Here is a 21,475-nt window from a genome sequence, read left to right as displayed (position 1 = left end):
CGCGGCGGCCCGCCGGCGCTCAGCCCAGCAGCTTGGCGTACGCCGGCTTGATCACCTCGTCGATGATCTTCAGGCGCTCGTCGAACGGGATGAAGGCGCTCTTCATCGCGTTGATGGTGAACCACTGGAGTTCCTTCCAGCCATAGCCGAAGGCGTCCACCAGCAGGGCCATCTCCCGCGACATCGAGGTGCCGCTCATCAGCCGGTTGTCGGTGTTGACCGTGACCCGGAACCGCAGGTCCCGCAGCAGCCCGATCGGGTGGTCGGCGATCGAGGCGGCGGCGCCGGTCTGCACGTTCGACGACGGGCAGAGCTCCAGCGGGATGCGCTTGTCCCGCACGTACGCGGCCAGCCGGCCGAGCACCGGCTCCGGGCCGGGCGTGATGTCGTCCACGATCCGCACCCCGTGGCCGAGCCGGTCGGCCCCGCACCACTGGATCGCCTGCCAGATCGAGGGCAGGCCGAACGCCTCGCCGGCGTGGATGGTGAAGTGGAAGTTCTCCCGCTGGAGGTACTCGAAGGCGTCCAGGTGCCGGGTGGGCGGGAAGCCCGCCTCGGCGCCGGCGATGTCGAAGCCGACCACCCCGGAGTCCCGGTGCCGTACGGCCAGCTCGGCGATCTCCTGCGACCGGGCGGCGTGCCGCATCGCGGTGAGCAGCGTGCCGACCCGGATCGGGGTGCCCGCCTCGGCGGCCAGCGCGCTGCCCTCCACGAAGCCGGCCAGCACCGCCTCGACCACCTCGTCCAGGGTCAGGTCCCGCTCCAGGTGCTGCTCGGGGGCGAACCGCACCTCGGCGTAGACCACCCCGTCGGCGGCCAGGTCCTGGGCGCACTCGCGGGCCACCCGGCGCAGCGCCGACGCGGTCTGCATGACGGCGACGGTGTGCGCGAACGTCTCCAGGTAGCGCTCCAGCGAACCGGAGTCGGCCGCCTCGACGAACCACCGGCCGAGCGCCTCGGCGTCGGTGGTGGGCAGCTCGTGGTCCGCCTCGGCGGCCAGCTCGACGATCGTCGCCGGCCGCAGGCCGCCGTCGAGGTGATCGTGCAGCAGCGCCTTCGGGACCTTGACGATGTCCTCGTAACGGATAGTCGCGACCATGCCCAGACCCTAGTCGGCCCCGATCCGCCCGCCGACGCGACCGGCGGAGACCGACGGCACGCGCCCCCGGTCGGCCGCCCGCGGCGCCGGCCGGTCGGGCCGGCGCCGCGGGCGTCAGGGACGCCAGCCGTACACCCGGTCGACGGCGAGCCGGAGCACCAACCGCCCGTCGGCGACCATCGCCGCCCGGTAGTCGGCCCAGTCGGGGTGCTCGCCGCGGATCCGCCGGTAGACCTCGACCAGTTCCTCGACGGTGGCGTCGTCGGGGGCCGCCGCCGGCGGCGTGAGGATCGCCGTCCCCTCCGCCACGGCGTACGCCCCGCCGTCGGCGGTGGTGACGTGGAAGCTGACCCGGGGGTCGCGTCGCAGGTTGCGCACCTTGGCCCGGCCGGCGGCCGTGGAGCACCGGATGAGGCCGGGCTCGGCCAGGTAGTCGACGTTGGAGAGCTGGGGCCGGCCGTCCCGGCGCAGCGTGACCAGGACGCCCCGGCCGCGCTCGCCGAACAGCTCCCACAGCCGCGCGGTCACGCCGGCACCCGCAGCGGGGCGAGGGCGGCGGCCAGCCGGGCGACCTCGTCGAGCATCACCGTGGCGGCGGCGTCGCGCGCCGGGTCCGGCACCAGCTCCCCGGTGTCGTCGAGTGCCTGCCGCAGGAACACGGTCACCGCCTCGTTGGCCGGCATCATCTTGAGGGTGGTCACCACCTGCTTGATCATCTGGACCGCGCGCAGGCCGCCGGAGCTCATGCCGTAGCTGACGAAGCCGACCGGCTTGTACTGCCACTCGGTGTAGAGGTAGTCGATCGCGTTCTTCAACGGCGCGCTGAAGCCGTAGTTGTACTCCGGCATCACGAAGACGAAGGCGTCCCCGGCGGCGACGGTGGCGCTCCACTCCCGGGTGTGCCGGTGCAGGTAACGCCCCTCGGACGGGTGGTGCGGCTCGTCGTGGAAGGGCAGGGCCACCTCGGCGAGGTCGACGAGGCGTACGTCATCGAAGGCGTCGTGCGCGGTGGCGACGGCGGTGAACCAGTCGCCGATCCGGCGGCCCACGCGGCCCGGTCGGGTGCTGGCGACGATGACGTTCAGACGAGGCATGGCGGTGTCGCTCCTGTGGTGGCGGGCCGGCTCTGGGCCGGCACGGTGAACTTCGGGATGAGGTGCTGCGCCAGCGGCCCGATGCTGACGGCGAAGAGGAGGGTGCCGGGACCGACGGTGCCGCCGAGCGCCCAGCCCAGCGCGAGTACGCCGAGCTCGATGGCCGTGCGTACCCGCCCGATCGGCAGGCCGCGGGCGGCCAGTCCGGTCATCAGACCGTCGCGCGGCCCGGGCCCGAGTCGTGCCCCGAGGTAGAGGGCCGTGGCGAGCCCGTTGAGCAGGATGCCGGCGACCAGCAGGCCGATCCGGCCGGCGACCGGGAGCACCGGCGGCAGGAGGACGAGCGCGGCGTCGGCGGCGAACCCGACCACCACCACGTTCGCGAGGGTGCCGAAGCCGGGGCGCTGCCGCAGCGGGATCCAGAGCAGCAGCACGACCACGGCGACCAGGTTGACCACCTGGCCGAGGGGTAGCCCGGTCCGCTCGGCGAGCCCCTGGTGCAGCACGTCCCAGGACGCGAGGCCAAGGTCGGCGCGGACCATCAGGGCCACGCTGACGCCGAACAGCACGAGGCCGCTCAGCAGACGGGCCAGCCGGCCCGGCAATCTGGTTGACATGTCACTCACCCTAGGAGGCCCGTTGATGACATGTCAACCAGATGGCTACGATGGTCGGCATGGAGCAACCACGCTGGCTCGACGAGCGGGAGCAGCGCGCCTGGCGGGGGTACCGGCGGATGCGCCGCCTCCTCGACCTGGAGCTGGCCCGCGAACTCGCGCGGGACGCCGGCCTGTCCGAGCCGGACTACGACGTCCTGTCCGACCTCTCCGAGACTCCCGACCAGCGGCTGCGCCTCAGCGAGCTGGCCGACCGGATGCTGTGGTCCCGCAGCCGGCTCTCCCACCACCTGACCCGGATGCAGCAGCGCGGCCTGGTCACCCGCGAGGAGTGCGCGACCGACGGTCGGGGCGCGGTCGTCGTGCTCACCGCCGAGGGCCGGCGTGCGATCGAGGCCGCCGCCCCCGGCCACGTGGCGGCGGTCCGCCGGCACCTGATCGACCTGCTGACCCCCGACGAGGTCGCCGCGCTGGACGCGCTGACCCACCGCGTCGTCGACCACCTCACCGGCCTGGACGGCGCGCGAGGCTGACCGATGGTGGTGCGGGCACCACCATCGGACTGGCGTGCGCGCACCATCGAATCGACCCGTCCGGCTGCCTAGCGTCAGCGGCGACAAGGAAAGCCGACGCGGGGAGAGTTGCACGTGTTCACGACATTGGCCACAGCGGTGGTCCGCCGTCCGGGGCGGGTGATCGCCGGCTGGCTGCTCGCCATCGCCGCACTGACCGCCGCCACCTTCGCCGTCTACGGGCCGGCGGGCCCACGCCCCGCCGACAGCCAGGCCGACTTCCTGCCGGCCCGCTACGAGTCCGCGCGGGCCGCCGGCATCGCCGCCCGGATCTTCCCCGACCAGCCGGGCACCAGCGCGGTGCTGGTCGTCCGCCGGGCCGACGGGGCGCCGTTGACCCCCGACGACAGCGCCCGGATCGACGGGCTGCCGCAGGAACTGCGGGTCGCCGGCGTCACCGGAGTGACCCCGGGCGCGACCGCCCCCGACGGGCGGCTGCGGCTGGCCGAGGCGCGCCTGACCGGCGACGCGCACGACGAGGCCACCATCCAGGCCGTCGGGAAGCTGCGGGACGCCACCGACGACGCGCTGGCCGGCAGCGGCCTGGTCGCCGGCTGGACCGGCGAGGCCGCCGGCGCCGCCGACAGCTTCCTCCTCGACATGATCGTCAACGGCGCCATGATGCTGGTGATCCTGGTCCTGCTGCTCGTCGTCTTCCGCAGCCCGACGATCGCGCTGCTCAACCTGTTCCTGGTGCTGCTGGTCGCGCAGGCCGCCACCGGCCTGCTCGCCCTCGGCGGGAAGGTCTTCGGGTACGCCCTGGACGCCTCCACCACGGGCCTGCTCCCGGTCGTCCTGCTCGGCATCGGCACCGACTACGCGGTCTTCCTGCTCTTCCGCTACCGGGAACGGCTCCGGGCCGGCGAGGACCGGCGCGCCGCGATGGTCCACGCGGTCGGCCGGATCGGCGGCGCGGTCACCGTGTCCGCGCTGGTCGTGGCGGTGGCGTTCGGCGCGCTGGTGCTCTCCCGGCTCGCCTCCTTCCGGGTGCTCGGGCCGGCCCTGGCTGTCGCCGTCCTGCTCATGGTGGCCGCCGCGCTGACCCTCTTCCCCGCGGTCTACTCGCTGCTCGGGCGGCGGGCGTACTGGCCGGCGAAGCTCGTCGCGCCGGGCGACGGCCGGACGCCGGGGCACGGCGCCGCCGCGCCGACGGGCCTGGCGGCCCGCGCCGGCCGGCTGGTCGCCCGCCGGCCCGCCCGGGTCGTGCTGACCACGGTCGCCGCGCTCGCGCTGCTCGGCCTCGGCGCGCTGCACCACCGGCCGAGCTACGAACTCGACGCGCTGCCGACCGGCTCCGAGTCGGCCGAGGCCCTGGACTGGCTCCGCTCGGGGCTGCCCGCCGGGACCCTCTCCCCCACCGACGTCTACCTCACCGGCGCCGGGGTGGACGCGGCCGGCGCCGAGCGGTTTGCCGAACGGCTCGGCGAGGTGCCGATCGTGGCGGCCCCGGCCGGCGTCGAGATCGTCGACGGCGTGGCGCGGGTGCGGCTGCTGCTCGCCGAGCCGCCGTACTCGCAACGGGCGATCGACGCCGTGGAGGCCCAGTTGCGGCCGGCGGCGCACGCCGCGGCGCCGCCCGGCACCCGCGCGTACGTCGGCGGGGAGACCGCCACCTTCGCCGACGTCCGCGCCGTGCTCGACGAGGACCTGCGGCTGGTGTTCCCCGTGGCCGCCGGGCTGATCGGCCTGCTCCTGCTGCTCATGCTGCGCGGGCTGCTCGCCTCGCTGGGCCTGCTCGCCGCCGTCGCGCTCGGCTTCGCGGCCACCCTCGGCACCAGCGTGCTGGCGTTCCAGGTCGTCGGCGGCCAGGCCGGGCTCAACTTCCAACTGCCGCTTGTCGTGTTCCTCTTCGTCACCGCGATCGGCACCGACTACAACATCCTGATGATCGCCCGGCTGCGGGAGGAACTGCGCGCCGGCCGCTCGCCCCGGCAGGCCGCCGAGGAGGCCGTACGCCGGGCCGGACCGGCGGTCGCGGCGGCCGGGGTGATCCTGGCGGGCAGCTTCGGGGTGCTCGTGGCGTCGCCGATGATGGCCCAGATCGGGTTCGCCGTCGCCGTCGGCGTGCTGATCGCCACCTTCGGCCTGTCCTGGCTGCTGGTGCCGGCGGCGGCCGCCCTCACCGGCCGGGCGGCCTTCTGGCCGGCGCGGACCCGCCCCGAGCCCGGAGCGGCGCTCCTGCCGCCGGCGGGCGTCGCGCCCGGGACCGCCTTGGCACCCACGCCGCCGGAGCAGGCCGCGACGGCTGGGACAATGGCCCGATGAGCGGGGTGCGGCGGGCATGGCGCGAGCTGAACCGGCTGGCTGTCGCGGCGGGGCTGGCCTGCGTGGGCATCGGATTCGCACTGACCACGCTCCTCACCGCCGGGCTCAGCCTGCTCTGGGTCGGCCTGCCCCTGCTCGACCGCACCCTCACCGGCACCCGGGCGCTGCTGGACCGGCAGCGCCACCGGGTGCCGGGCCCGCCGGTCCGGTCCCCGTACCGGCCGGTGGACGGCGGGCTGGCTGCCCGGCTGCGAACGATGGCCGGCGACCCGGCCACCTATCGGGATCTCGCGTTCCTGTTCGCGCACTTCTGCTTCGCCCCGGCCGCCCTGGTGCTGGCGGTGGGGCTCTGGCTCGGCGCCGCGCAGGGCCTCGCCCTGCCGCTGATCCACGCGGTGGCGCCCGGCGCGGTCGACAACTACCTGGGCGTGCCGATCGACTCCCTCCGCAACGCCGGGCTGGCAGTGGTGGCCGGGCTGCTGGTGGCGGTCGGCGCGTACTGGCTGCCCCGAGGGCTGCTCCACCTGGACGACCGGCTGACCCGGGCCCTGCTCGCGCCGACCGCCCGCGCGGCCCTCGCCGAGCGGGTGGAGGAGCTGACCGACACCCGGGCGCAGACCGTCGACGCGCAGGCGGCCGAGCTGCGCCGGATCGAGCGGGACCTGCACGACGGCGCGCAGGCGCGGCTGGTGGCGATGGCGATGAACCTCGGTCTCGCCGAGGAGCTGCTGGCGCGGGACCCGGAGGCGGCCCGCGGGCTGGTCACCGAGGCCCGCTCGGCCGCCGGCACCGCCCTGGCCGAGCTGCGCGACGTGGTCCGCGGCATCCATCCGCCGGTGCTGGCCGACCGGGGGCTGGCCGGGGGCGTCGCCGCCCTCGCCCTCGGCGCGGCCCTCCCGGTCGACCTGGACGTCGACCTGCCCGAGCGGCTGCCGCCGCCGCTGGAGTCGGCGCTCTACTTCACCGTTGCGGAGCTGATCACCAACGCCGCCCGGCACAGCGGGGCGGACCGGGTGGCGGTGCGGCTGCGCCGGGCGGACGCCACGGTCCGGCTGACCGTCTCCGACGACGGCCGGGGCGGCGCCGACCCGGCGCGGGGCACCGGGCTGGCCGGCATCCGGCGGCGCCTCGCCGTCTTCGACGGCCGGGTCCGGATCACCTCCCCGGACGGTGGGCCTACCGTGGTCGACGTGGAGCTGCCGTGCGGATCGTGATCGCCGAGGACCTGGTGCTGCTGCGCGACGGGCTGATCCGGCTGCTCACCGCGTACGGCGACGAGGTGGTGGCCGCCGTGGAGACCGGCGACGAGCTGCTCGCCGCCCTGCTGGAGCACCGCCCCGACGTGGCCGTGGTGGATGTCCGCCTGCCGCCGACCCACACCGACGAGGGGCTGCGGGCCGCGCTGGCCGCCCGGGCACGGATTCCCGGCCTGCCGGTGCTGGTCCTCTCCCAGTACGTCGAGCAGCTCTACGCCCGGGAGCTGCTCTCCGACGGCGCGGGCGCGGTGGGTTACCTGCTCAAGGACCGGGTGGCCGACGTCGCGCAGTTCGTCGCCGCCGTACACCGGGTGGCCGGGGGCGGGATGGCGATGGACCCGGAGGTGGTCGCACAGCTGCTCGCCCGGCCGACCCGCGCCGCGCCACTGCGCCGGCTGACCCCGCGCGAGCACGAGGTGCTGGCGCTGATGGCCGAGGGCCGCTCGAACGGGGCGATCGCGCAGCGCCTGGTGATCACCGAGAAGGCGGTCAGCAAGCACATCAACTCGATCTTCGCGAAGCTCGACCTGCGCGACTGCGACGACGACCACCGCCGGGTCCGCGCCGTGCTGACCTACCTGGACGCCTGACGTGGACACCCGCATCGTCGACCGGCTCCGATGCCCGGTGTGCGGCCAGCCGCTGGCCGAGGCCACCGCCGGCACCGCCCGCGCGCTGCGCTGCCCGCGCCGGCACAGCTTCGACGTCGCCCGGCAGGGCTACGTCAACCTCCTCGCCGGCCGTGCCCCGCACGCCGGGGACACCGCCGAGATGGTGGCCGCCCGCGCCGATTTCCTGGCCGCCGGGCACTACGACCTGATCTCGGCGGCCCTCGCCGCGGCCGCGACGGACGCCGTCGGCCGGGTCCGCGCGGCGCGGCCGGAGGCGTACCCCCTGGTGGTGGACGCCGGGGCGGGGACGGGCCGGCACCTCGCGGCGGTGCTGGCGGCCCTGCCGGACGCCATGGGCCTGGCCCTGGACGTGTCGAAGCCGGCACTGCGTCGGGCCGCGCGGGCGCACCCCCGCGCCGCGGCGGCGCTGGCCGACACCTGGCAGCGGCTGCCGCTGGCCGACGCCGGCACCGCCGTGCTGCTGAACGTCTTCGCCCCGCGCAACGGCGCGGAGTTCCACCGGGTCCTCGACCCGGACGGGTCCCTGCTGGTGGTGACGCCGGCCGAGGACCACCTCGCCGAGCTGGTCGGCGCGCTCGGCCTGCTCCGCGTCGACCCGGACAAGGCGGACCGGGTCGCCGAGAGCCTCGGCGGGCGCTTCACCGAGGTGGCGACGGCCGAGCACCGGCGGGCGCTGGCGCTGACCGGGCCGGAGGTCGCCACGCTGGTCGGGATGGGCCCCAGCGCCTGGCACACCGACCCGGCCGGGCTCGCCGCCCGTCTCACCGCGCTCCCCGAGCCGGTCCGGGTGAGCGTCGCGGTGCGGCTCACGGTCTGGCGGCCGGCCCCCCGCTGACCCGGCCGCGGCCCGCCGCCCGGCGCCGGCCCGGCCGCGGCCAACGCCGGGCGGGCGGGCTCAGGTGGAGAGGTCGACCTCTTCCCAGCCCGGGGGCTCGTCATGGTAGGGCCCCCGCAGGATCACCGCCCACTCCAGCGCCCAGCGGCGCTGGCCGATCGCGTTGGCGTCCACCAGGCCGGGCGGCGTCCGGCCGGCCCGCTCCGTCTCCAGGTACGCCCAGTCCAGGCAGTAGTGCAGGTCGAGCAGCGCCGCCGCGTCGGCGGGGTGCTGCGGGGCGGCGAGGATCCGGGCGCGCCACTGGCCGAAGGTCTCCCCGCCCGGGATGTGCGGCATCCGCTCCACCAGCCGCTCGTCCACCGGCAGCGTCGGGTCGAGCTGCTTGGTCAGGCCGAGCACCCAGGCCAGCGCGAAGAGCGCGTCGTGGTGCAGCACGAACGACCGGTGGTCGCCCTTGCCGCCGGTCACGAACTGCCACTCCGGCGGCGTGACCATGTCGACGAGGTGCGAGGCGAGCAGCCAGCTCATCGCCGCCTGCGGCGGCATCCCGAAGCAGCGCGCCAGGATCAGGTGCAGCACGGCGATCCGGGCCTCGATCTCGGCCGTCGGGCGCAGCTCGATCTGGTCGCCGGGCTCCCACACGAGCGGGAACTGGGGTGGCGGCAGCGGGAGACGCAGCCGGGACAACTCGTCCAGGCTCGCCTCACGCACCTCCCGTGGATCGGGGGCAGGTACGGTCACGGCGGAAATGTCCTGTCTGCTCGCGACGACTCGGCGCCGGTTGTCCCCCCTGGCCAGGGAGGATAGCGGTCCGAGCCGGGCGGCACCACGCCGCCCCGACGACCGCCGGGCTCAGCCGATCCGCTCGATGACCAGCGGCGTCGCGGCGGGCGCGACCGGCGAGATCCGCACCGCGCGCGCGGCGTCGTCCCGCGCCGCGAGGATCCGGGCGGCGTGCTCCGCGCGCAGCTCGTACAGGGGGTCGCCGGCGCGCACCGGGTCGCCCGGGCGCTTGTGCAGCACGACCCCCGCCGGCACGCTGACCGGGTCCTCCTTGCGGGCCCGCCCGGCGCCGAGCCGCCAGGCGGCGATGCCCATGTCGTACGCGTCGATCGCGGCGACGAAGCCGTCCGCGTCCGCGCGGACCACCTCCACCTCGTTCGCGGTCGGCATCGGGGCGTCCGGGTCGCCGCCCTGGGCGCGGATCATCGCGCGCCACGAGTCCATCGCCCGGCCGTCGCGCAAGGCGGCCGCCGGGTCGGCGTCGGGCAGCCCGGCCGCGTCGAGCATCTCGCGGGCCAGCGCCAGGGTCAGCTCGACCACGTCGGCGGGGCCGCCCCCCGCCAGCACCTCGACCGACTCGGTCACCTCGACGGCGTTGCCGATGGCCAGGCCGAGCGGGGTGGACATGTCGGTGAGCAGGGCGACGGTGCGCACACCGTGCGCGCCACCCAGCTCGACCATCGTCCGGGCCAGCTCACGGGCGTGCTCCACGGACTTCATGAACGCGCCGGAGCCGACCTTCACGTCGAGCACGAGCGCGCCGGTGCCCTCGGCGATCTTCTTGCTCATGATGGAGCTGGCGATCAGCGGAATGGCCTCGACGGTGCCGGTCACGTCGCGCAGCGCGTACAGCTTGCGGTCGGCGGGGGCGAGCCCCGCACCGGCCGCGCAGATCACCGCGCCCACGTCCTGGAGCTGGGCGATGAACTCGTCGTTGCGCAGCGCCGCCCGCCAGCCGGGGATGGACTCCAGCTTGTCCAGCGTGCCGCCGGTGTGCCCGAGGCCGCGCCCGCTGAGCTGCGGCACGGCCGCGCCGCACGCCGCCACGAGCGGGGTCAGCGGAAGGGTGATCTTGTCACCGACGCCGCCGGTGGAGTGCTTGTCGACGGTCGGCCGGTCGACCGCGGAGAGGTCGAGCCGCTCCCCGCTGGCGATCATCGCGGCGGTCCACCGGGCGATCTCCGGCCCGGTCATGCCGCGCAGCAGGATCGCCATGGCCAGCGCCGACATCTGCTCGTCGGCGACCAGCCCCCGGGTGTACGCGTCCACCACCCAGTCGATCTGCGCGTCGGAGAGCACACCCCCGTCCCGCTTCGCCCGAATGACGTCAACCGCCGCAAAACCATTCATCACAAAGATCTTCCTCGTCGTTATGGCGATACCGGTTCGCGGACCGCGCCCACCAGGGATGGGCCGACCGTGCCCCGGCGGAGGGATCAAGCCTGACCGCCCGGAGCCGGGCACGGTCGGCCCGTCCCCGAAGCTCAGCCCCAGCGAACCGGGATCTCCATCGGCGGCTCACCCTCGCCGGCCCAGAAGATCGTGCCCGAGGCGTCCACGACCACGACCCGGGGCGTGCGGGCCAGTCCCCAGGTGATCGCCTCCGCCGGGTCGTCCCAGCTCGGGCCCTCCTCCAGCACGCCGGTCTCGGCACCCTCGCTGTCCCCCGCGGACCGCTCCCAGTAGGCCGTCCAGACCTGCTGGCCGGCGGACAGGTCGGGGTGCACGAAGACCGTGCCCCGGCCGCGCCAGGCGGCCAGCCGCTCCGGCACCACCGGCACCGGCGTCTCGCCGGTCACGGCCTCCAGGTCGGCCACGTCGAAGGCGTGCGGCAACAGCTCGGCCATCCGCAGCGGGCCGCCCTTGCTCTCGATCAGGCACTCCGGGCCGCCCTGCTCCCAGAGCAGCTGGCGGCAGCGGCCGCACGGCATCAGCGGCTCGCCGGTGGCGTCGACGCAGGACAGGGCCACGATCCGGCCGCCGCCGGTGGCGTGCAGCGAGGAGACCACGCCGCACTCGGCGCAGAGCACCACGCCGTACGCGGCGTTCTCCACGTTGCAGCCGACCACCACCCGGCCGTCGTCGACCAGCGCGGCGGCGCCGACCGGGAACTTCGAGTACGGCACGTACGCGTGCCGCATCACCTCGGTGGCGGCGGCCCGCAGCCGCTCCCAGTCGATCTCCATGTCGCGTCCCCCGTCAGCCCTTGATGTACGGCTTGCCGTCGGCGGCCGGCGCCCGGACCCGGCCGACCAGCCCGGCCACCGCCAGGATCGTCGCCAGGTAGGGCAGCATGGCCAGGAACTGGCTCGGGATCACGCTGTTGATGGCGCCCAGGTACGTGGCGAGCTGGTCGGCGAAGCCGAAGAAGAGCGCCGCGAGCAGCGCCCCCGTCGGGCTCCACCGGCCGAAGATCAGTGCGGCGAGGGCGATGAAGCCCTTCCCGCCGATCATGTTCTTCGTGAAGGAGTAGAGCGCCAGCGTGTACGAGGCGCCGCCGATGCCGGCGACCACCCCGGCGAGCAGCACGTTGCGGTAGCGCAGCCCGAGCACGCGGACGCCCAGGGTGTCGGCGGCGGTCGGGTGCTCGCCGACCGAGCGGGTCCGCAGGCCCCACCGGGTGCGGAACAGCGCGATGTGGATGACCAGCACCAGCAGCAGGCCGAGGTAGAGGAAGATGTTGCCCCGGAACAGCGCCGGCCCGAGCAGCGGGATGTCCGACAGCAGCGGGATCTCCCAGTTGCTGAACCGGGGGGCGCTGTTGTATTTCTGCGCGTCGGTCTGCATCAGCCGCTCGTAGAGGAAGCCGGTGACGCCGACCGCCAGCAGGTTGAGCACGATGCCCATGACCACCTGGTCGACCAGGTAGCGGATCGAGAAGACGGCCAGCAGCAGCGAGATGAACGCGCCGCCGATCGCCGCCGCGACCAGGCCCACCCAGACGTTGCCGGAGAGGCTGCCGAAGAGCGCGCCGCTGAAGGCGCCCATCAGCAACTGCCCCTCGATGGCCACGTTGACCACGCCGGAGCGCTCGCAGAGCACGCCGGCCAGGGCGCCGAAGACCAGCGGCAGGGCCAGGATGAACGTGCCCCGGACGATGTTGACCAGCGGCATGAAGTTCTGCCCGGCCGGCGCGGCGGAGACCTGCCAGCAGAGGAACGACAGCACGAAGCCGAGCAGGCCGACGCCGAGCACCAGGGTGAACCAGCGCTTCGGCAGCCCGGCGAGCATCGCGCCGCCGGCGGCCACCGCGACGAGCCCGAAGAGGATCGCGCCCAGCGTGCCGTCGATCTTCAGCGCGGCGCCGGCGGCGTCCTCGCTGAGGGTGAAGCGGGCCAGCTCGCCGGTGGCGAGCGCCCCGAACAGCACCGTCGCCAGCAGGCCGAGGGCGAGCAGCACGGCGCCGACCTTGCGGGTACGGGTCCAGAAGCCCTGGTCGACGGGGGCGACCGCGACGTCTTCGACAGCCATGGTGGACATGACTTACCAGCCCTTCGCCAGGCTCGTCTGCAACCGGGCGGCGCGGGCGGCCCGGAGCTGGAAGATCGCCTTCACCAGGGCCGGCGCGGCGATGAAGATGACGATCAGCGCCTGGAGCACGGTGACCAGCTCCAGTGAGATCCCCGAGTAGGACTGCATCCGGTTGCCGCCGGCCTGGAGCGCGCCGAAGAGCAGCGCGGCCAGCGCCACGCCCCACGGCTTCACCCGGCCGAGCAGCGCCACCAGGATGCCGTCGAAGCCGATCTGCGCGACCACCAGCGGGGTCAGCGCGCTGGCGGTGGAGCCGAGCACCATGTTGGAGCCGCCGAGGCCGGCCAGGATCCCGGCGAAGACCATGATCAGGACGTACGTCCGGGTGACGCTGATGCCGGCGGTCCGCGCGGCGTCCGGGTTGGCGCCGACGGCGCGCAGCTCGAAGCCGAGCGTGGACCGGTTCAGCAGCCACCAGACCGCCCAGGTCGCCAGCACCGCCAGGATGATGCCGGCGTGCACCCGCAGGTTGTCGCCGAGCAGCCGGGGCAGCTGGGCCGAGCCGTCGACCGGCCGGCTGATCGCGTCCGTGCGGTTCGGGTCCTGGATGCCGTTCTGCACGATGATCCAGGTCAGGAAGTACGTGGCGATGTAGTTGAGCATGATCGTGTTGATCACCTCGTGGGCGCCGGTGCGCGCCTTGAGGATGCCCGGGACGAAGCCCCAGATCGCCCCGCCGAGCGCGCCGGCGAGCACCGCGACGAGCAGGTGCAGCCCAGGCGGCAGCGGGAGCAGGAAGCCGGCCAGCGCGGCCAGGATCACGCCCATGGTGGCCTGGCCCTGGGCGCCGATGTTGAACAGGCCGCCCCGGAACGCCAGCGCCACCGACAGGCCGGTGAAGACCAGCGGCGCGGTGTAGGTGAGCGTCTCGGAGATCGGGCTCATCACGGCCTGGAAGCCGACCGCCTCGGGGTCGAAGATCGCGCCCTTGAAGAGGTTCCCGTACGCCTCGCTGACCAGCGTCCAGCTCGCGTTCAGCGCGTCGGACGGCCGGGCGGTGATGTAGCTGTAGGTGGCCAGCACCTCGGGGTCGGAGACGATCATCAGCACCGCGCCGACGACCATCGCCAGGACCAGCGAGAGCAGGGTCACCGTGAAGGTGTTCGCGGCCCAGAGGTTGTCCAGGAACAGCCGCCCCAGCGAGGGTTTCGCCTCCGGGGCCGGCTGCCTCCCGGAGGTGGCCGCCTCGGCGCGCTCGGTGTTGCCGAGCGCGGTCCGCGCGGCCTGCGCCTCGGTCGCCGGCTGCTTGTCGGGGGAGCCCGTCTGGGGGTTCGGGTTGTCCGGGGAGCCCGACCCGGGGTTCGGGTTGCTCATGCCGGCACTCCGCTCCGCTTGCTCATGCCTCGTCCTCGTTACCAGGGCCCTCGGCGGCCGGGGCCACCGCGCCGCCGTCGGCCGTCGGCGCGGCCGGGGTCGTGCCGGTCGCGGCGGGGGACGCCGCGTCGGGGGTGATGCCGGCCATCAGCAGGCCGATCTCCTCGCGCGGGGTGTCCGGGCCGACGATGCCGATGATCCGGCCGCGGTACATCACCGCGATCCGGTCGGCCAGGCCGATCACCTCGTCGAGCTCGCTGGAGACCACCATGACCGCGGTGCCGACGTCCCGCTCGCGGATGACCCGGCTGTGGATGAACTCGATCGACCCGACGTCGACGCCGCGGGTCGGCTGGGCGGCGATGAAGAGCTTCAGCGGCCGGGACAGCTCCCGGGCCACGATCACCTTCTGCTGGTTGCCGCCGGAGAGGGTGCCGACCGGCGCGTCGGGCGAGGAGGTGCGGACGTCGAACTGCGCGATCCGCTCCTTCGCCGACGCGGCGATGGCGTCCGGCTTGAGCGCCAGGCCCTTGCCGAAGGGCGGCCGGTCGTAGATGTCGAGCACCAGGTTCTCCGCGACGGAGAACTCCTTGACCACGCCGTCGACGCTGCGGTCCTCCGGCACGTAGCCGACCCCGGCGCGGAGCACCTTCTTGGTCGGCCAGCCGTTGACCTGCTGCCCGTCGAGCGTGATCGTGCCGGCGAGCGTCGGACGCAGCCCCATGATCGCCTCGATCAGCTCGGTCTGGCCGTTGCCCTGCACGCCCGCCACGCCGAGCACCTCGCCCGCGTGCACGGTCAGGTCGACCCCGTCGACCGCCCGGATCTGCCGGTCGTCGTCGACGACCAGGCCGGCGACCTCCAGGACCGGCTTGCCGGGGGTGGCCGGCTGCTTCTCGACGGTGAGCCGGACGCTGCGGCCGACCATGAGCGCGGCCAGCTCGTCCCGGCTCGCCTCGGGGGAGGCGGTGCCGACGGTCCTCCCGCGCCGGATGACGGTGATCCGGTCGGCGATCGCCTTGACCTCGCCCAGCTTGTGGGTGATGAAGACGATCGACTTGCCGGCGGCCTTGAGCGACCGCATGACGGCGAGCAGTTCCTCGGTCTCCTGCGGGGTGAGCACGGCCGTCGGCTCGTCGAGGATGAGCAGGTCGACGTCGCGGGTGAGCGCCTTGACGATCTCCACCCGCTGCTGGATGCCGACCGGCAGGTCCTCGATCACCGCGTCCGGGTCGACCCGCAGGTTGTACCGCTCGGAGACCTCGGCGACCTCGCGCCGGGCCCGCCGCCGGTCCAGGAAGCCGACGATGCCGCCCTTGACCTGCTCGGCGCCGAGCATGATGTTCTCGGCGACGGTGAAGACCGGCACCAGCATGAAGTGCTGGTGCACCATGCCGATCCCGGCCGCGATCGCGTCCGACGGCCCCCTCAGCTTCAACGGCTTGCCGTCGACCAGGATCTCGCCCTCGTCGGGCTGGTAGAGCCCGTAGAGCACGTTCATCAGGGTCGACTTGCCCGCGCCGTTCTCGCCGAGCAGGGCGTGGATCTCTCCAGGCTCCACCGTCAGGTCGATGTGGTCGTTGGCGACCAGATCACCGAACCGCTTGGTGATGCCGCGCAGTTCGAGTCTCAGCGCAACCTCCTGGAGTGCGAAGCGATGGTGCAGCGTAGCTGCCGGCGGACCGCTCGCGGCGCGGGGCCGTCGTCGGGGTGGAGCGGATCGGCCGCCCCGGCGCCGTGGGGGTGTCCCCGCGACGCCGGGGCGGCCGGATCGTCGTGCTGTACCGCCCGCCGGCCTACCCCGGTGATCGTCTCACCGCGGGTGGCCGGCGGTGCCTCACTTCGGCTGGGCCTTGGAGGTGACGGTGACGGTGCCGGCGGCGATGTCCGCCTTCAGCTTGTCGATCTCGGCCTTCAGCTCGGCCGGGACCTTGCCGTCGAACTCGTGGTACGGGGCGAGCCCGACGCCGTTGTTGGCGAGGTTGCCCAGGTAGCCCGGGTCGTGCGCGAGCTTCTCGCCGTTGGCGGCCTTGACGACGGCCTCCTTGACGGCGTCCGGGATGTTCTTCTCGACCGTGGTGATGATGGCCGAGCAGTCCGGGGTGCTCTCGCAGCCGTCGACGTCCACCCAGATGGTGTTGTACTTGCCGCCCGACGCCTTGGCCGCGCCGGTGGTGCCGAGGCCCGCGCCGCCGGCGACCGGCATGATGATGTCGGCGCCCTGGGCGACCAGCGCGTCGCTGACCTTCTTGCCCTCGTCCTGCTTGACGAAGTCGTTGGTGAAGGAGCCCTTCTGGGCGGCCTTGTCCCAGCCGACGACCTTGACGGTCTTGCTCTTCGTCTTGTTGTAGTGGGCGACGCCGTCGACGTACCCGTCCATGAAGATGGTGACCGGCGGGATCGGCAGACCGCCGTAGGTGCCCACCGTGCCGCTCGTGGTCATGCCGGCGGCCAGGTAACCGGCGAGGAAGCCGGCCTGGGCGGTGTCGAACTGCATCGGGTAGACGTTGCTCTCCGGCAGCTTCGCGTCGACGATGCCGAACTGCTGGTTCGGGTTCGCCTTGGCGATCTTGGAGGTGGCGTCACCCATCAGGCCACCGACGGCCAGGATGAAGTCGCACTTCTGGTTGACGTACTGGGTCAGGTTGACCTCGTAGTCCGCCTCGGCCTTCGACGCGACGTACTTGATGTCGATGTTGTCGTTGGCCTTCTTGGCCGCCTCGAGGCCCTGCCACGCCGAGGTGTTGAACGACTTGTCGTCGATGCCGCCGACGTCGGTCACCATGCAGGCGCTGTACTTCTTGTCGCCGCTGCCGGCGTTGTTGTTGTCCTCGGGAGCCTCACCGCACGCGGCGGCGCTCAGCACGAGCCCACCCACCGCGAAGACCGAGGCAATCCGCATCCCACGCACCGAGCGCAAGACGTCTCCTTCCCATTGCACACCGCGTCCTGCACGGTGGCAGCCCTTTGAGCCGGCCTGCGCTGCGCCGCCGGCGTCCCACGTTACGGACGGGAGCGTACGCCCGCGCCCACCCACCGGCCGACAATCGTGCACGACTGTTGAGCGCCTGTTACCCCTACGTAACCCTTAGGTGGGGCAGATCACTCTGAGTGCTGGTAGATGAGCGCCGAGGCGCTGCGGAACGTCCGCTCCTGCGGGGCGTCCCCTGCCGGAAACGTTACCGCCAGAAGACCGCCACCGCCGCGTTGACCAGGGTCAACCCGACGATCGCGAGGAAGTGGCCACGGGCGACCACGTCGCGCTTCCGGGAGAAGAAGACCATGACGAAGATCAGCAGCGCGAGCACCAACTTGGTAACAAGTTTCGCCGGGTCCGGCTCGTCCCCGTCGCGCAGCGGCGCGGAGAGACCGATCCCGGTCAGCAGCATGATCACGGACCCCCAGAGCATGGCCGGGTTGATCCGCAGCTTGCCGCTGACGTACTGGACGATCGCGCCGCCCAGCAGCAGGGCGAAACCGATCAGATGGATGTAGCGCAGTATCAGTCTGAGAGCTTCCACGCGCACCATCCTCCCTCATCAACGACGGATCGTAGTAGCCGGTCACGTCAGGTCGTGTCCGTCGCCGCCCGGGAGCCGGCCCGGCGCGGCGCCCCCGCCGTCGCGCCGTCCGGGTGGGAGGGCTGCGCCGCCCCGCCGTCCGGGCGGGACGGCCCGGCCACGGGGACGTCGGCGGGACCCGACGGACGGGCCACGGCGGGGCCGGCCGGCCGGCGCGACACCGCCACCAGCAGCAGCCCGACCAGCGCGTAGCCGGCCAGGACCGCGAGCGGCCGGCCGGCCCCGGCGCCGTCGAAGAAGGTCACCGAACGGAGCAGGGTGCCGCCCGCGCCCACCGGCAGGAACTGGCCGACCGCTCCCCAGGGCTGCGGCAGCAGCTCCGGGGCCGCGCCGACCGCCGAGAGAGGGTTGCCGACCAGGAAGACCAGCAGCGCGCCCAGGCCGATCCCCGCCCGGCCGAGCAGCGCCCCGAGGCCCGCCACGGTGGCCGCGCTCGCCAGGGCGAAGAGCCCGGCCGCCGCCGCCTCGGCCAGCGGGTCGCCGTCGAGCACGCCGAGCCAGCCGTGCAGCACGGCCGCGGCGACACCCCCGGCGAGGACGCCGAAGGCCGCCAGGCCGAACAGCCGGGCGACCCGGCCGGTCACCAGGAGGATCAGCAGCGCGCCGGCCGCCATGCTCGCCATCGCGAACGGCAGGAAGCCGGCCGCGAAGCCGGCGCCCCGGGGATCGTCCGGGGCGCCGGGGACCACCGCGACCACCGGCACCGGGCGACCCGCGGAGAGCTGGGCGGACGCCTCGGTGAGCAGCGCGGCGACCGTCGGGCTGGCGGCCGGCGCGGTGTGCAGGGCGACGCCGTCGGGGCCGACCACGAAGGCCGCGTACACCTGCCTCTCGCGCAGCGCCCGGTCGGCGGCCGCGCCGTCCGGCAGCGTGGTGACGTCGAACGCCCCCGGCCGCGCGGCCGCGAGGCGGGCGGCCAGGTCGCCCGCGGCGGGCGCCGGGCCGGCGACGGCGACGGGCAGGTCGCGCGGCGCCAGGTTGATCGCCGGAGCCGCGAAGAGGGGTACGAGCAGCGCCAACAGGACCGCCGCCAGGGCGGCGACGCCGAGGGCGGCCGGCAGGGGCGGCCGGGTGCGGGTCGACATGATGGCCTCCTAAAAACGAACGCTCGTTCTTTTAGCGATTCCAGGTTGCTCCCGCCGGGCCCGTCTGTCAAGAACGAACGTTCGCTTTACGATGTATCCCGTGCCACGCGTCTCCCCGGAACACCTCGCCGCCCGCCGCCGCCAGATCGTCGACGCGGCCCGCCGGTGCTTCCTCCGGGAGGGCTTCCACCGCACGACGATGCAGGACGTGATCGCCGAGGCCGGCCTCTCGGTGGGCGCCGTCTACCGCTACTTCCCGAGCAAGGCAGATCTGATCAACGCGATCGCCGAGGAGGCGATCGGCGGCGCCGTGGTCGTCCTCGACGAGGTGCTGCGCCAGGAGCCCCCGCTCCCCCTGGTCGAGGCGCTCGACCGCGCGCTGGCGTACGTGGAGACCCAACTCGGCGACGACGGCGTCCTGCGGATCGCGATCCAGGTCTGGAGCGAGGCGCAGCGGGACCCGGTGCTGGCCGGGTTCGTCGCCGGCAAGTACGACGACATGCGCCGCCACTTCGAGGCGCTCGCCCGGCGCGCCCAGGGCACCGGCGAGGTGGCGGCCGACGCCGACCCGGAGGCCGTGGCCTCAGCCCTGTTCGCCCTGGTTCCCGGCTGGTTCCTCCAGCGGCTCCTCACCGGCAGCCCGGACCGTGCCACCTACCTCGCCGGCGTCCGCGCCCTCCTCGCCCCCTGACCCACCCCACCCACCCCTACCCCTACCCCGCCCCTTCCCCCGCCCCGGCTCGGCCGGCGCGGCGATCTTGCACCTTCCGCCCTCGATCTGGGCGGAAAATCCCTTGCGTCGGGACCACGACCGCAGGATCGCGGGGCGGGGCGGGGCGGGGCGGGGCGGGGCGGGGCGGGGCGGGGCGGGGCGGGGCGGGGCGGGGTCAGGCCAGGCGCCAGGCCTGGAACGTGGGGCCGTCGGCGGGCAGGGTGACCGCGCCGTCGGCGTCGGGGCGGAGGGCGGGGGCACCGCCGTACACGTTCTCGCCGGCCGGCAGCCCGACCAGCCGGACCGGAGTGCCGGCGGCCCGGCGGGCCAGCACCAGCACGGTGCCGGTCGGCGCCTCCCGCAGGAAGACCAGGGTGTCCGCGTCGTGGTGCAGCCAGCGCAGCCCGCCGTGGCGCAGCGCGGGCTCGGCGCGGCGCAGCGCGACCAGCGCCCGGTAGCTGGCGAACGTGGCGGCGTCCCAGGTCTCGGGCCGGTGCCACGGCATCGGGGTCCGCGAGCCCTCCCCGTTGGTGCCGGTCAGGCCCAGCTCGTCCCCGGCGAAGATCACCGGGGTGCCCGGCATGGTGACGAGCAGCCCCGCGGCGACCTCCTGCCGCGCGGCGTCGCCGACCACCGTGCGGATCCGGGCGGAGTCGTGCGAGCTGAGCAGCTGCCACGAGTGGGTGTACGACCGCCACGAGACCAGCGACCGGTAGGCGTTCATGGTGGCCAGCACGGCGTCCGCGTCGCGCCGCGCCACCCCGCCGGGGATGCCGAGGAAGTTCGGCACCGGGTCGTCGCCCTGCCGCAGCCAGGACCAGACCGGGTCGGTGAAGCCGACGTAGTTCATCGTCCCGTGCCAGCCGTCGCGGTCCAGGTCGCCGGTGTGGTCGTGGCCGTGCTCGGCCAGCAGCAGGCCGTCGGCGCGCGTCTCGGCGACCACCCGCCGCAGCAGCGCCGCCACCTCGTGGGTGTACGCGTCGGCGCCCCGCCGTCCGGTCATGTTCGCCACGTCCACCCGCCAGCCGTCCAGCCCGTACGGCGGGCGCAGCCAGTGGCGCAGCAGCGAGTCCTCGGCGGTGGCGAAACGCCGGCGCAGCTCGGCGCTGCCCCAGTTCAGCTTCGGCAGCGACTTGACCCCGTTCCAGGACTCGTAGTCGCCGGTCACCTCGTCGAAGTAGTACATCTCTCGCTCCGGCGCGGACACGTCGGAGGCGGCCCTGGTGAACCACTCGTGCGCGTCGCCGGTGTGGTTGCTGGTGATGTCGCCCAGCAGCCGCCAGCCGCGGGCGCGTACGGCGTCGGCGAGGCGGACCAGCGCGGCGTCCCCGCCGAGCAGGGGGTCGACGGTGTCGAAGTTGGCGGCGTCGTAGCGGTGGTTGGAGCGGGCCGGGAAGATCGGGGTGAGGTAGACCGTGTTCACGCCGAGCCGGTCCAGGTGGTCCAGCCGCCCGGTGATGCCGTCCAGGTCGCCACCGTAGAACTGGTAGGGGGTCTCCGGGCCGCGCCCGATCACCGGCGTGTCCCAGTCGCACGGGATCGCCCAGTCCGGCAGTTCCCGCCCGTCGGCGGCGGCGGAGCGGGCGAACCGGTCCGGGAAGATCTCGTAGATCACCGCGTCGCGCGCCCAGGCCGGCGGCGGGGCGTGGGTGACCAGCTTGAAGTCGCCGTTGTCCGGCACGTCGTGGCTCACCACGCCGGCGGCGTTCAGCCAGCGGTAGCCGCGGCTGCCGGTCAGCATGAACCGGTAGTTGCTGATCGGGTTGCGGGCCTCGACCGGGACCCGCCACCAGACGTCGCCGCCGTCGGTGCGGTCGACGACCGCCTCGGTGAACCGGGGCTCGCCGTCGCGGGTGGTGCGCACGTGCACCTGGCGGACGTCGGCGCCGGCCGGCACCCGGACGAAGACGTCGACGGTGTCGCCGAGCGAGGGCTCCTGCTCGGGGACGTACAGGGCGGATCCGTCGTGGTGCGGCAACAGGGACATGGCGGTGCCTTTCGCGTCGGATGGACGGGGAGAGAAAGAGGTCACCCGCCACGGCCGGTTTCCCGACCGCGGCGGTCGACCCGTGACTGCTCCGGTGTACGTCGGACGCCGA

The 21,475-nt window shown here is 74.0% G+C and carries 20 protein-coding genes; 6 read left to right on the top strand and 14 right to left on the bottom strand.

Annotation, left to right across the window (positions count from 1 at the left end; translation table 11 throughout):
* Window positions 1-19: 19 nt before the first annotated feature.
* The 4 genes from ACGF7U_RS03215 to ACGF7U_RS03200 all read right to left on the bottom strand — a co-directional run bounded on the left by ACGF7U_RS03215 (window position 20) and on the right by ACGF7U_RS03200 (window position 2,810).
* Complete coding sequence (locus tag ACGF7U_RS03215; protein WP_393102428.1) at window positions 20-1,099, bottom strand: adenosine deaminase; 1,080 nt, start codon at window positions 1,097-1,099, stop codon at window positions 20-22.
* A gap of 114 nt (window positions 1,100-1,213) precedes the next feature.
* A complete protein-coding gene (locus ACGF7U_RS03210) occupies window positions 1,214-1,627 on the bottom strand; it encodes a PPOX class F420-dependent oxidoreductase (protein WP_393102427.1) in 414 nt (137 codons plus the stop codon).
* Window positions 1,624-2,193 carry an NADPH-dependent FMN reductase gene (locus ACGF7U_RS03205; RefSeq protein ID WP_393102426.1) on the bottom strand — a complete coding sequence of 190 codons (570 nt, stop codon included), beginning with the start codon at window positions 2,191-2,193 and terminating at the stop codon, window positions 1,624-1,626. The genes ACGF7U_RS03210 and ACGF7U_RS03205 overlap by 4 nt, the downstream gene beginning before the upstream one ends.
* Window positions 2,181-2,810 (bottom strand): YitT family protein, encoded by a 630-nt coding sequence (locus ACGF7U_RS03200; protein ID WP_393102425.1) that lies wholly within the window; start codon window positions 2,808-2,810, stop codon window positions 2,181-2,183. Before ACGF7U_RS03200 ends, ACGF7U_RS03205 begins: the two co-directional genes overlap by 13 nt.
* 59 nt (window positions 2,811-2,869) lie before the next feature.
* Between ACGF7U_RS03200 and ACGF7U_RS03195 the strand changes: the two genes are divergently transcribed.
* The 5 genes from ACGF7U_RS03195 to ACGF7U_RS03175 all read left to right on the top strand — a co-directional run bounded on the left by ACGF7U_RS03195 (window position 2,870) and on the right by ACGF7U_RS03175 (window position 8,370).
* Complete coding sequence (locus ACGF7U_RS03195) at window positions 2,870-3,343, top strand: MarR family winged helix-turn-helix transcriptional regulator (RefSeq protein ID WP_393102424.1); 474 nt, start codon at window positions 2,870-2,872, stop codon at window positions 3,341-3,343.
* 114 nt (window positions 3,344-3,457) lie between these two features.
* Window positions 3,458-5,647, top strand: coding sequence for an MMPL family transporter (locus ACGF7U_RS03190; RefSeq protein WP_393102423.1), 2,190 nt, complete (start codon window positions 3,458-3,460; stop codon window positions 5,645-5,647).
* A complete protein-coding gene (locus ACGF7U_RS03185) occupies window positions 5,644-6,861 on the top strand; it encodes a sensor histidine kinase (protein WP_393102422.1) in 1,218 nt (405 codons plus the stop codon). Before ACGF7U_RS03190 ends, ACGF7U_RS03185 begins: the two co-directional genes overlap by 4 nt.
* Window positions 6,849-7,493: a LuxR C-terminal-related transcriptional regulator gene (locus ACGF7U_RS03180; protein ID WP_393102421.1), complete on the top strand. Its 645-nt coding sequence runs from the start codon at window positions 6,849-6,851 to the stop codon at window positions 7,491-7,493. Before ACGF7U_RS03185 ends, ACGF7U_RS03180 begins: the two co-directional genes overlap by 13 nt.
* A gap of 1 nt (window position 7,494) precedes the next feature.
* Window positions 7,495-8,370, top strand: a complete 876-nt coding sequence (locus tag ACGF7U_RS03175) for a putative RNA methyltransferase (protein WP_393102420.1) — start codon at window positions 7,495-7,497, stop codon at window positions 8,368-8,370.
* A gap of 60 nt (window positions 8,371-8,430) precedes the next feature.
* Here the strand turns inward: ACGF7U_RS03175 and ACGF7U_RS03170 are convergent, their stop codons facing one another.
* From ACGF7U_RS03170 to ACGF7U_RS03130, 9 genes are all read right to left on the bottom strand, one after another.
* Window positions 8,431-9,111: a DUF4272 domain-containing protein gene (locus ACGF7U_RS03170; protein WP_393102419.1), complete on the bottom strand. Its 681-nt coding sequence runs from the start codon at window positions 9,109-9,111 to the stop codon at window positions 8,431-8,433.
* A 111-nt stretch (window positions 9,112-9,222) separates the two neighbouring features.
* Window positions 9,223-10,503 carry a thymidine phosphorylase gene (locus ACGF7U_RS03165; RefSeq protein ID WP_393102418.1) on the bottom strand — a complete coding sequence of 427 codons (1,281 nt, stop codon included), beginning with the start codon at window positions 10,501-10,503 and terminating at the stop codon, window positions 9,223-9,225.
* Window positions 10,504-10,637: 134 nt separating this feature from the next.
* Window positions 10,638-11,339 carry a cytidine deaminase gene (locus tag ACGF7U_RS03160; protein WP_393102417.1) on the bottom strand — a complete coding sequence of 234 codons (702 nt, stop codon included), beginning with the start codon at window positions 11,337-11,339 and terminating at the stop codon, window positions 10,638-10,640.
* 13 nt (window positions 11,340-11,352) lie between these two features.
* Window positions 11,353-12,633 (bottom strand): ABC transporter permease, encoded by a 1,281-nt coding sequence (locus tag ACGF7U_RS03155; RefSeq protein ID WP_393102416.1) that lies wholly within the window; start codon window positions 12,631-12,633, stop codon window positions 11,353-11,355.
* 3 nt (window positions 12,634-12,636) lie between these two features.
* A complete protein-coding gene (locus tag ACGF7U_RS03150; protein ID WP_393102415.1) occupies window positions 12,637-13,998 on the bottom strand; it encodes an ABC transporter permease in 1,362 nt (453 codons plus the stop codon).
* Between the two features lie 22 nt (window positions 13,999-14,020).
* Complete coding sequence (locus ACGF7U_RS03145; protein ID WP_393102919.1) at window positions 14,021-15,571, bottom strand: ABC transporter ATP-binding protein; 1,551 nt, start codon at window positions 15,569-15,571, stop codon at window positions 14,021-14,023.
* Between the two features lie 264 nt (window positions 15,572-15,835).
* A complete protein-coding gene (locus ACGF7U_RS03140; RefSeq protein ID WP_393102414.1) occupies window positions 15,836-16,900 on the bottom strand; it encodes a BMP family protein in 1,065 nt (354 codons plus the stop codon).
* A gap of 277 nt (window positions 16,901-17,177) precedes the next feature.
* The gene (locus tag ACGF7U_RS03135; RefSeq protein WP_393102413.1) at window positions 17,178-17,519 is read right to left on the bottom strand and encodes a hypothetical protein; all 342 of its coding nucleotides are present in this window, start codon (window positions 17,517-17,519) and stop codon (window positions 17,178-17,180) included.
* Window positions 17,520-17,566: 47 nt separating this feature from the next.
* Window positions 17,567-18,664, bottom strand: coding sequence for a hypothetical protein (locus ACGF7U_RS03130; RefSeq protein ID WP_393102412.1), 1,098 nt, complete (start codon window positions 18,662-18,664; stop codon window positions 17,567-17,569).
* 91 nt (window positions 18,665-18,755) lie between these two features.
* On the opposite strand from ACGF7U_RS03130, the gene ACGF7U_RS03125 reads away from it, so the two are divergent.
* On the top strand, window positions 18,756-19,355 hold the full coding sequence (locus ACGF7U_RS03125; protein WP_393102411.1) for a TetR/AcrR family transcriptional regulator: 600 nt from the start codon (window positions 18,756-18,758) through the stop codon (window positions 19,353-19,355).
* Window positions 19,356-19,551: 196 nt separating this feature from the next.
* Here the strand turns inward: ACGF7U_RS03125 and ACGF7U_RS03120 are convergent, their stop codons facing one another.
* Window positions 19,552-21,363, bottom strand: a complete 1,812-nt coding sequence (locus ACGF7U_RS03120; protein ID WP_393102410.1) for a glycoside hydrolase family 13 protein — start codon at window positions 21,361-21,363, stop codon at window positions 19,552-19,554.
* Window positions 21,364-21,475 lie beyond the last annotated feature (112 nt).

Origin of the sequence: Micromonospora sp. NPDC047670, from assembly GCF_043204915.1 — a bacterium.
GTDB lineage: Bacteria > Actinomycetota > Actinomycetes > Mycobacteriales > Micromonosporaceae > Micromonospora.
This window is presented reverse-complemented; position numbering and strand designations above follow the sequence as displayed.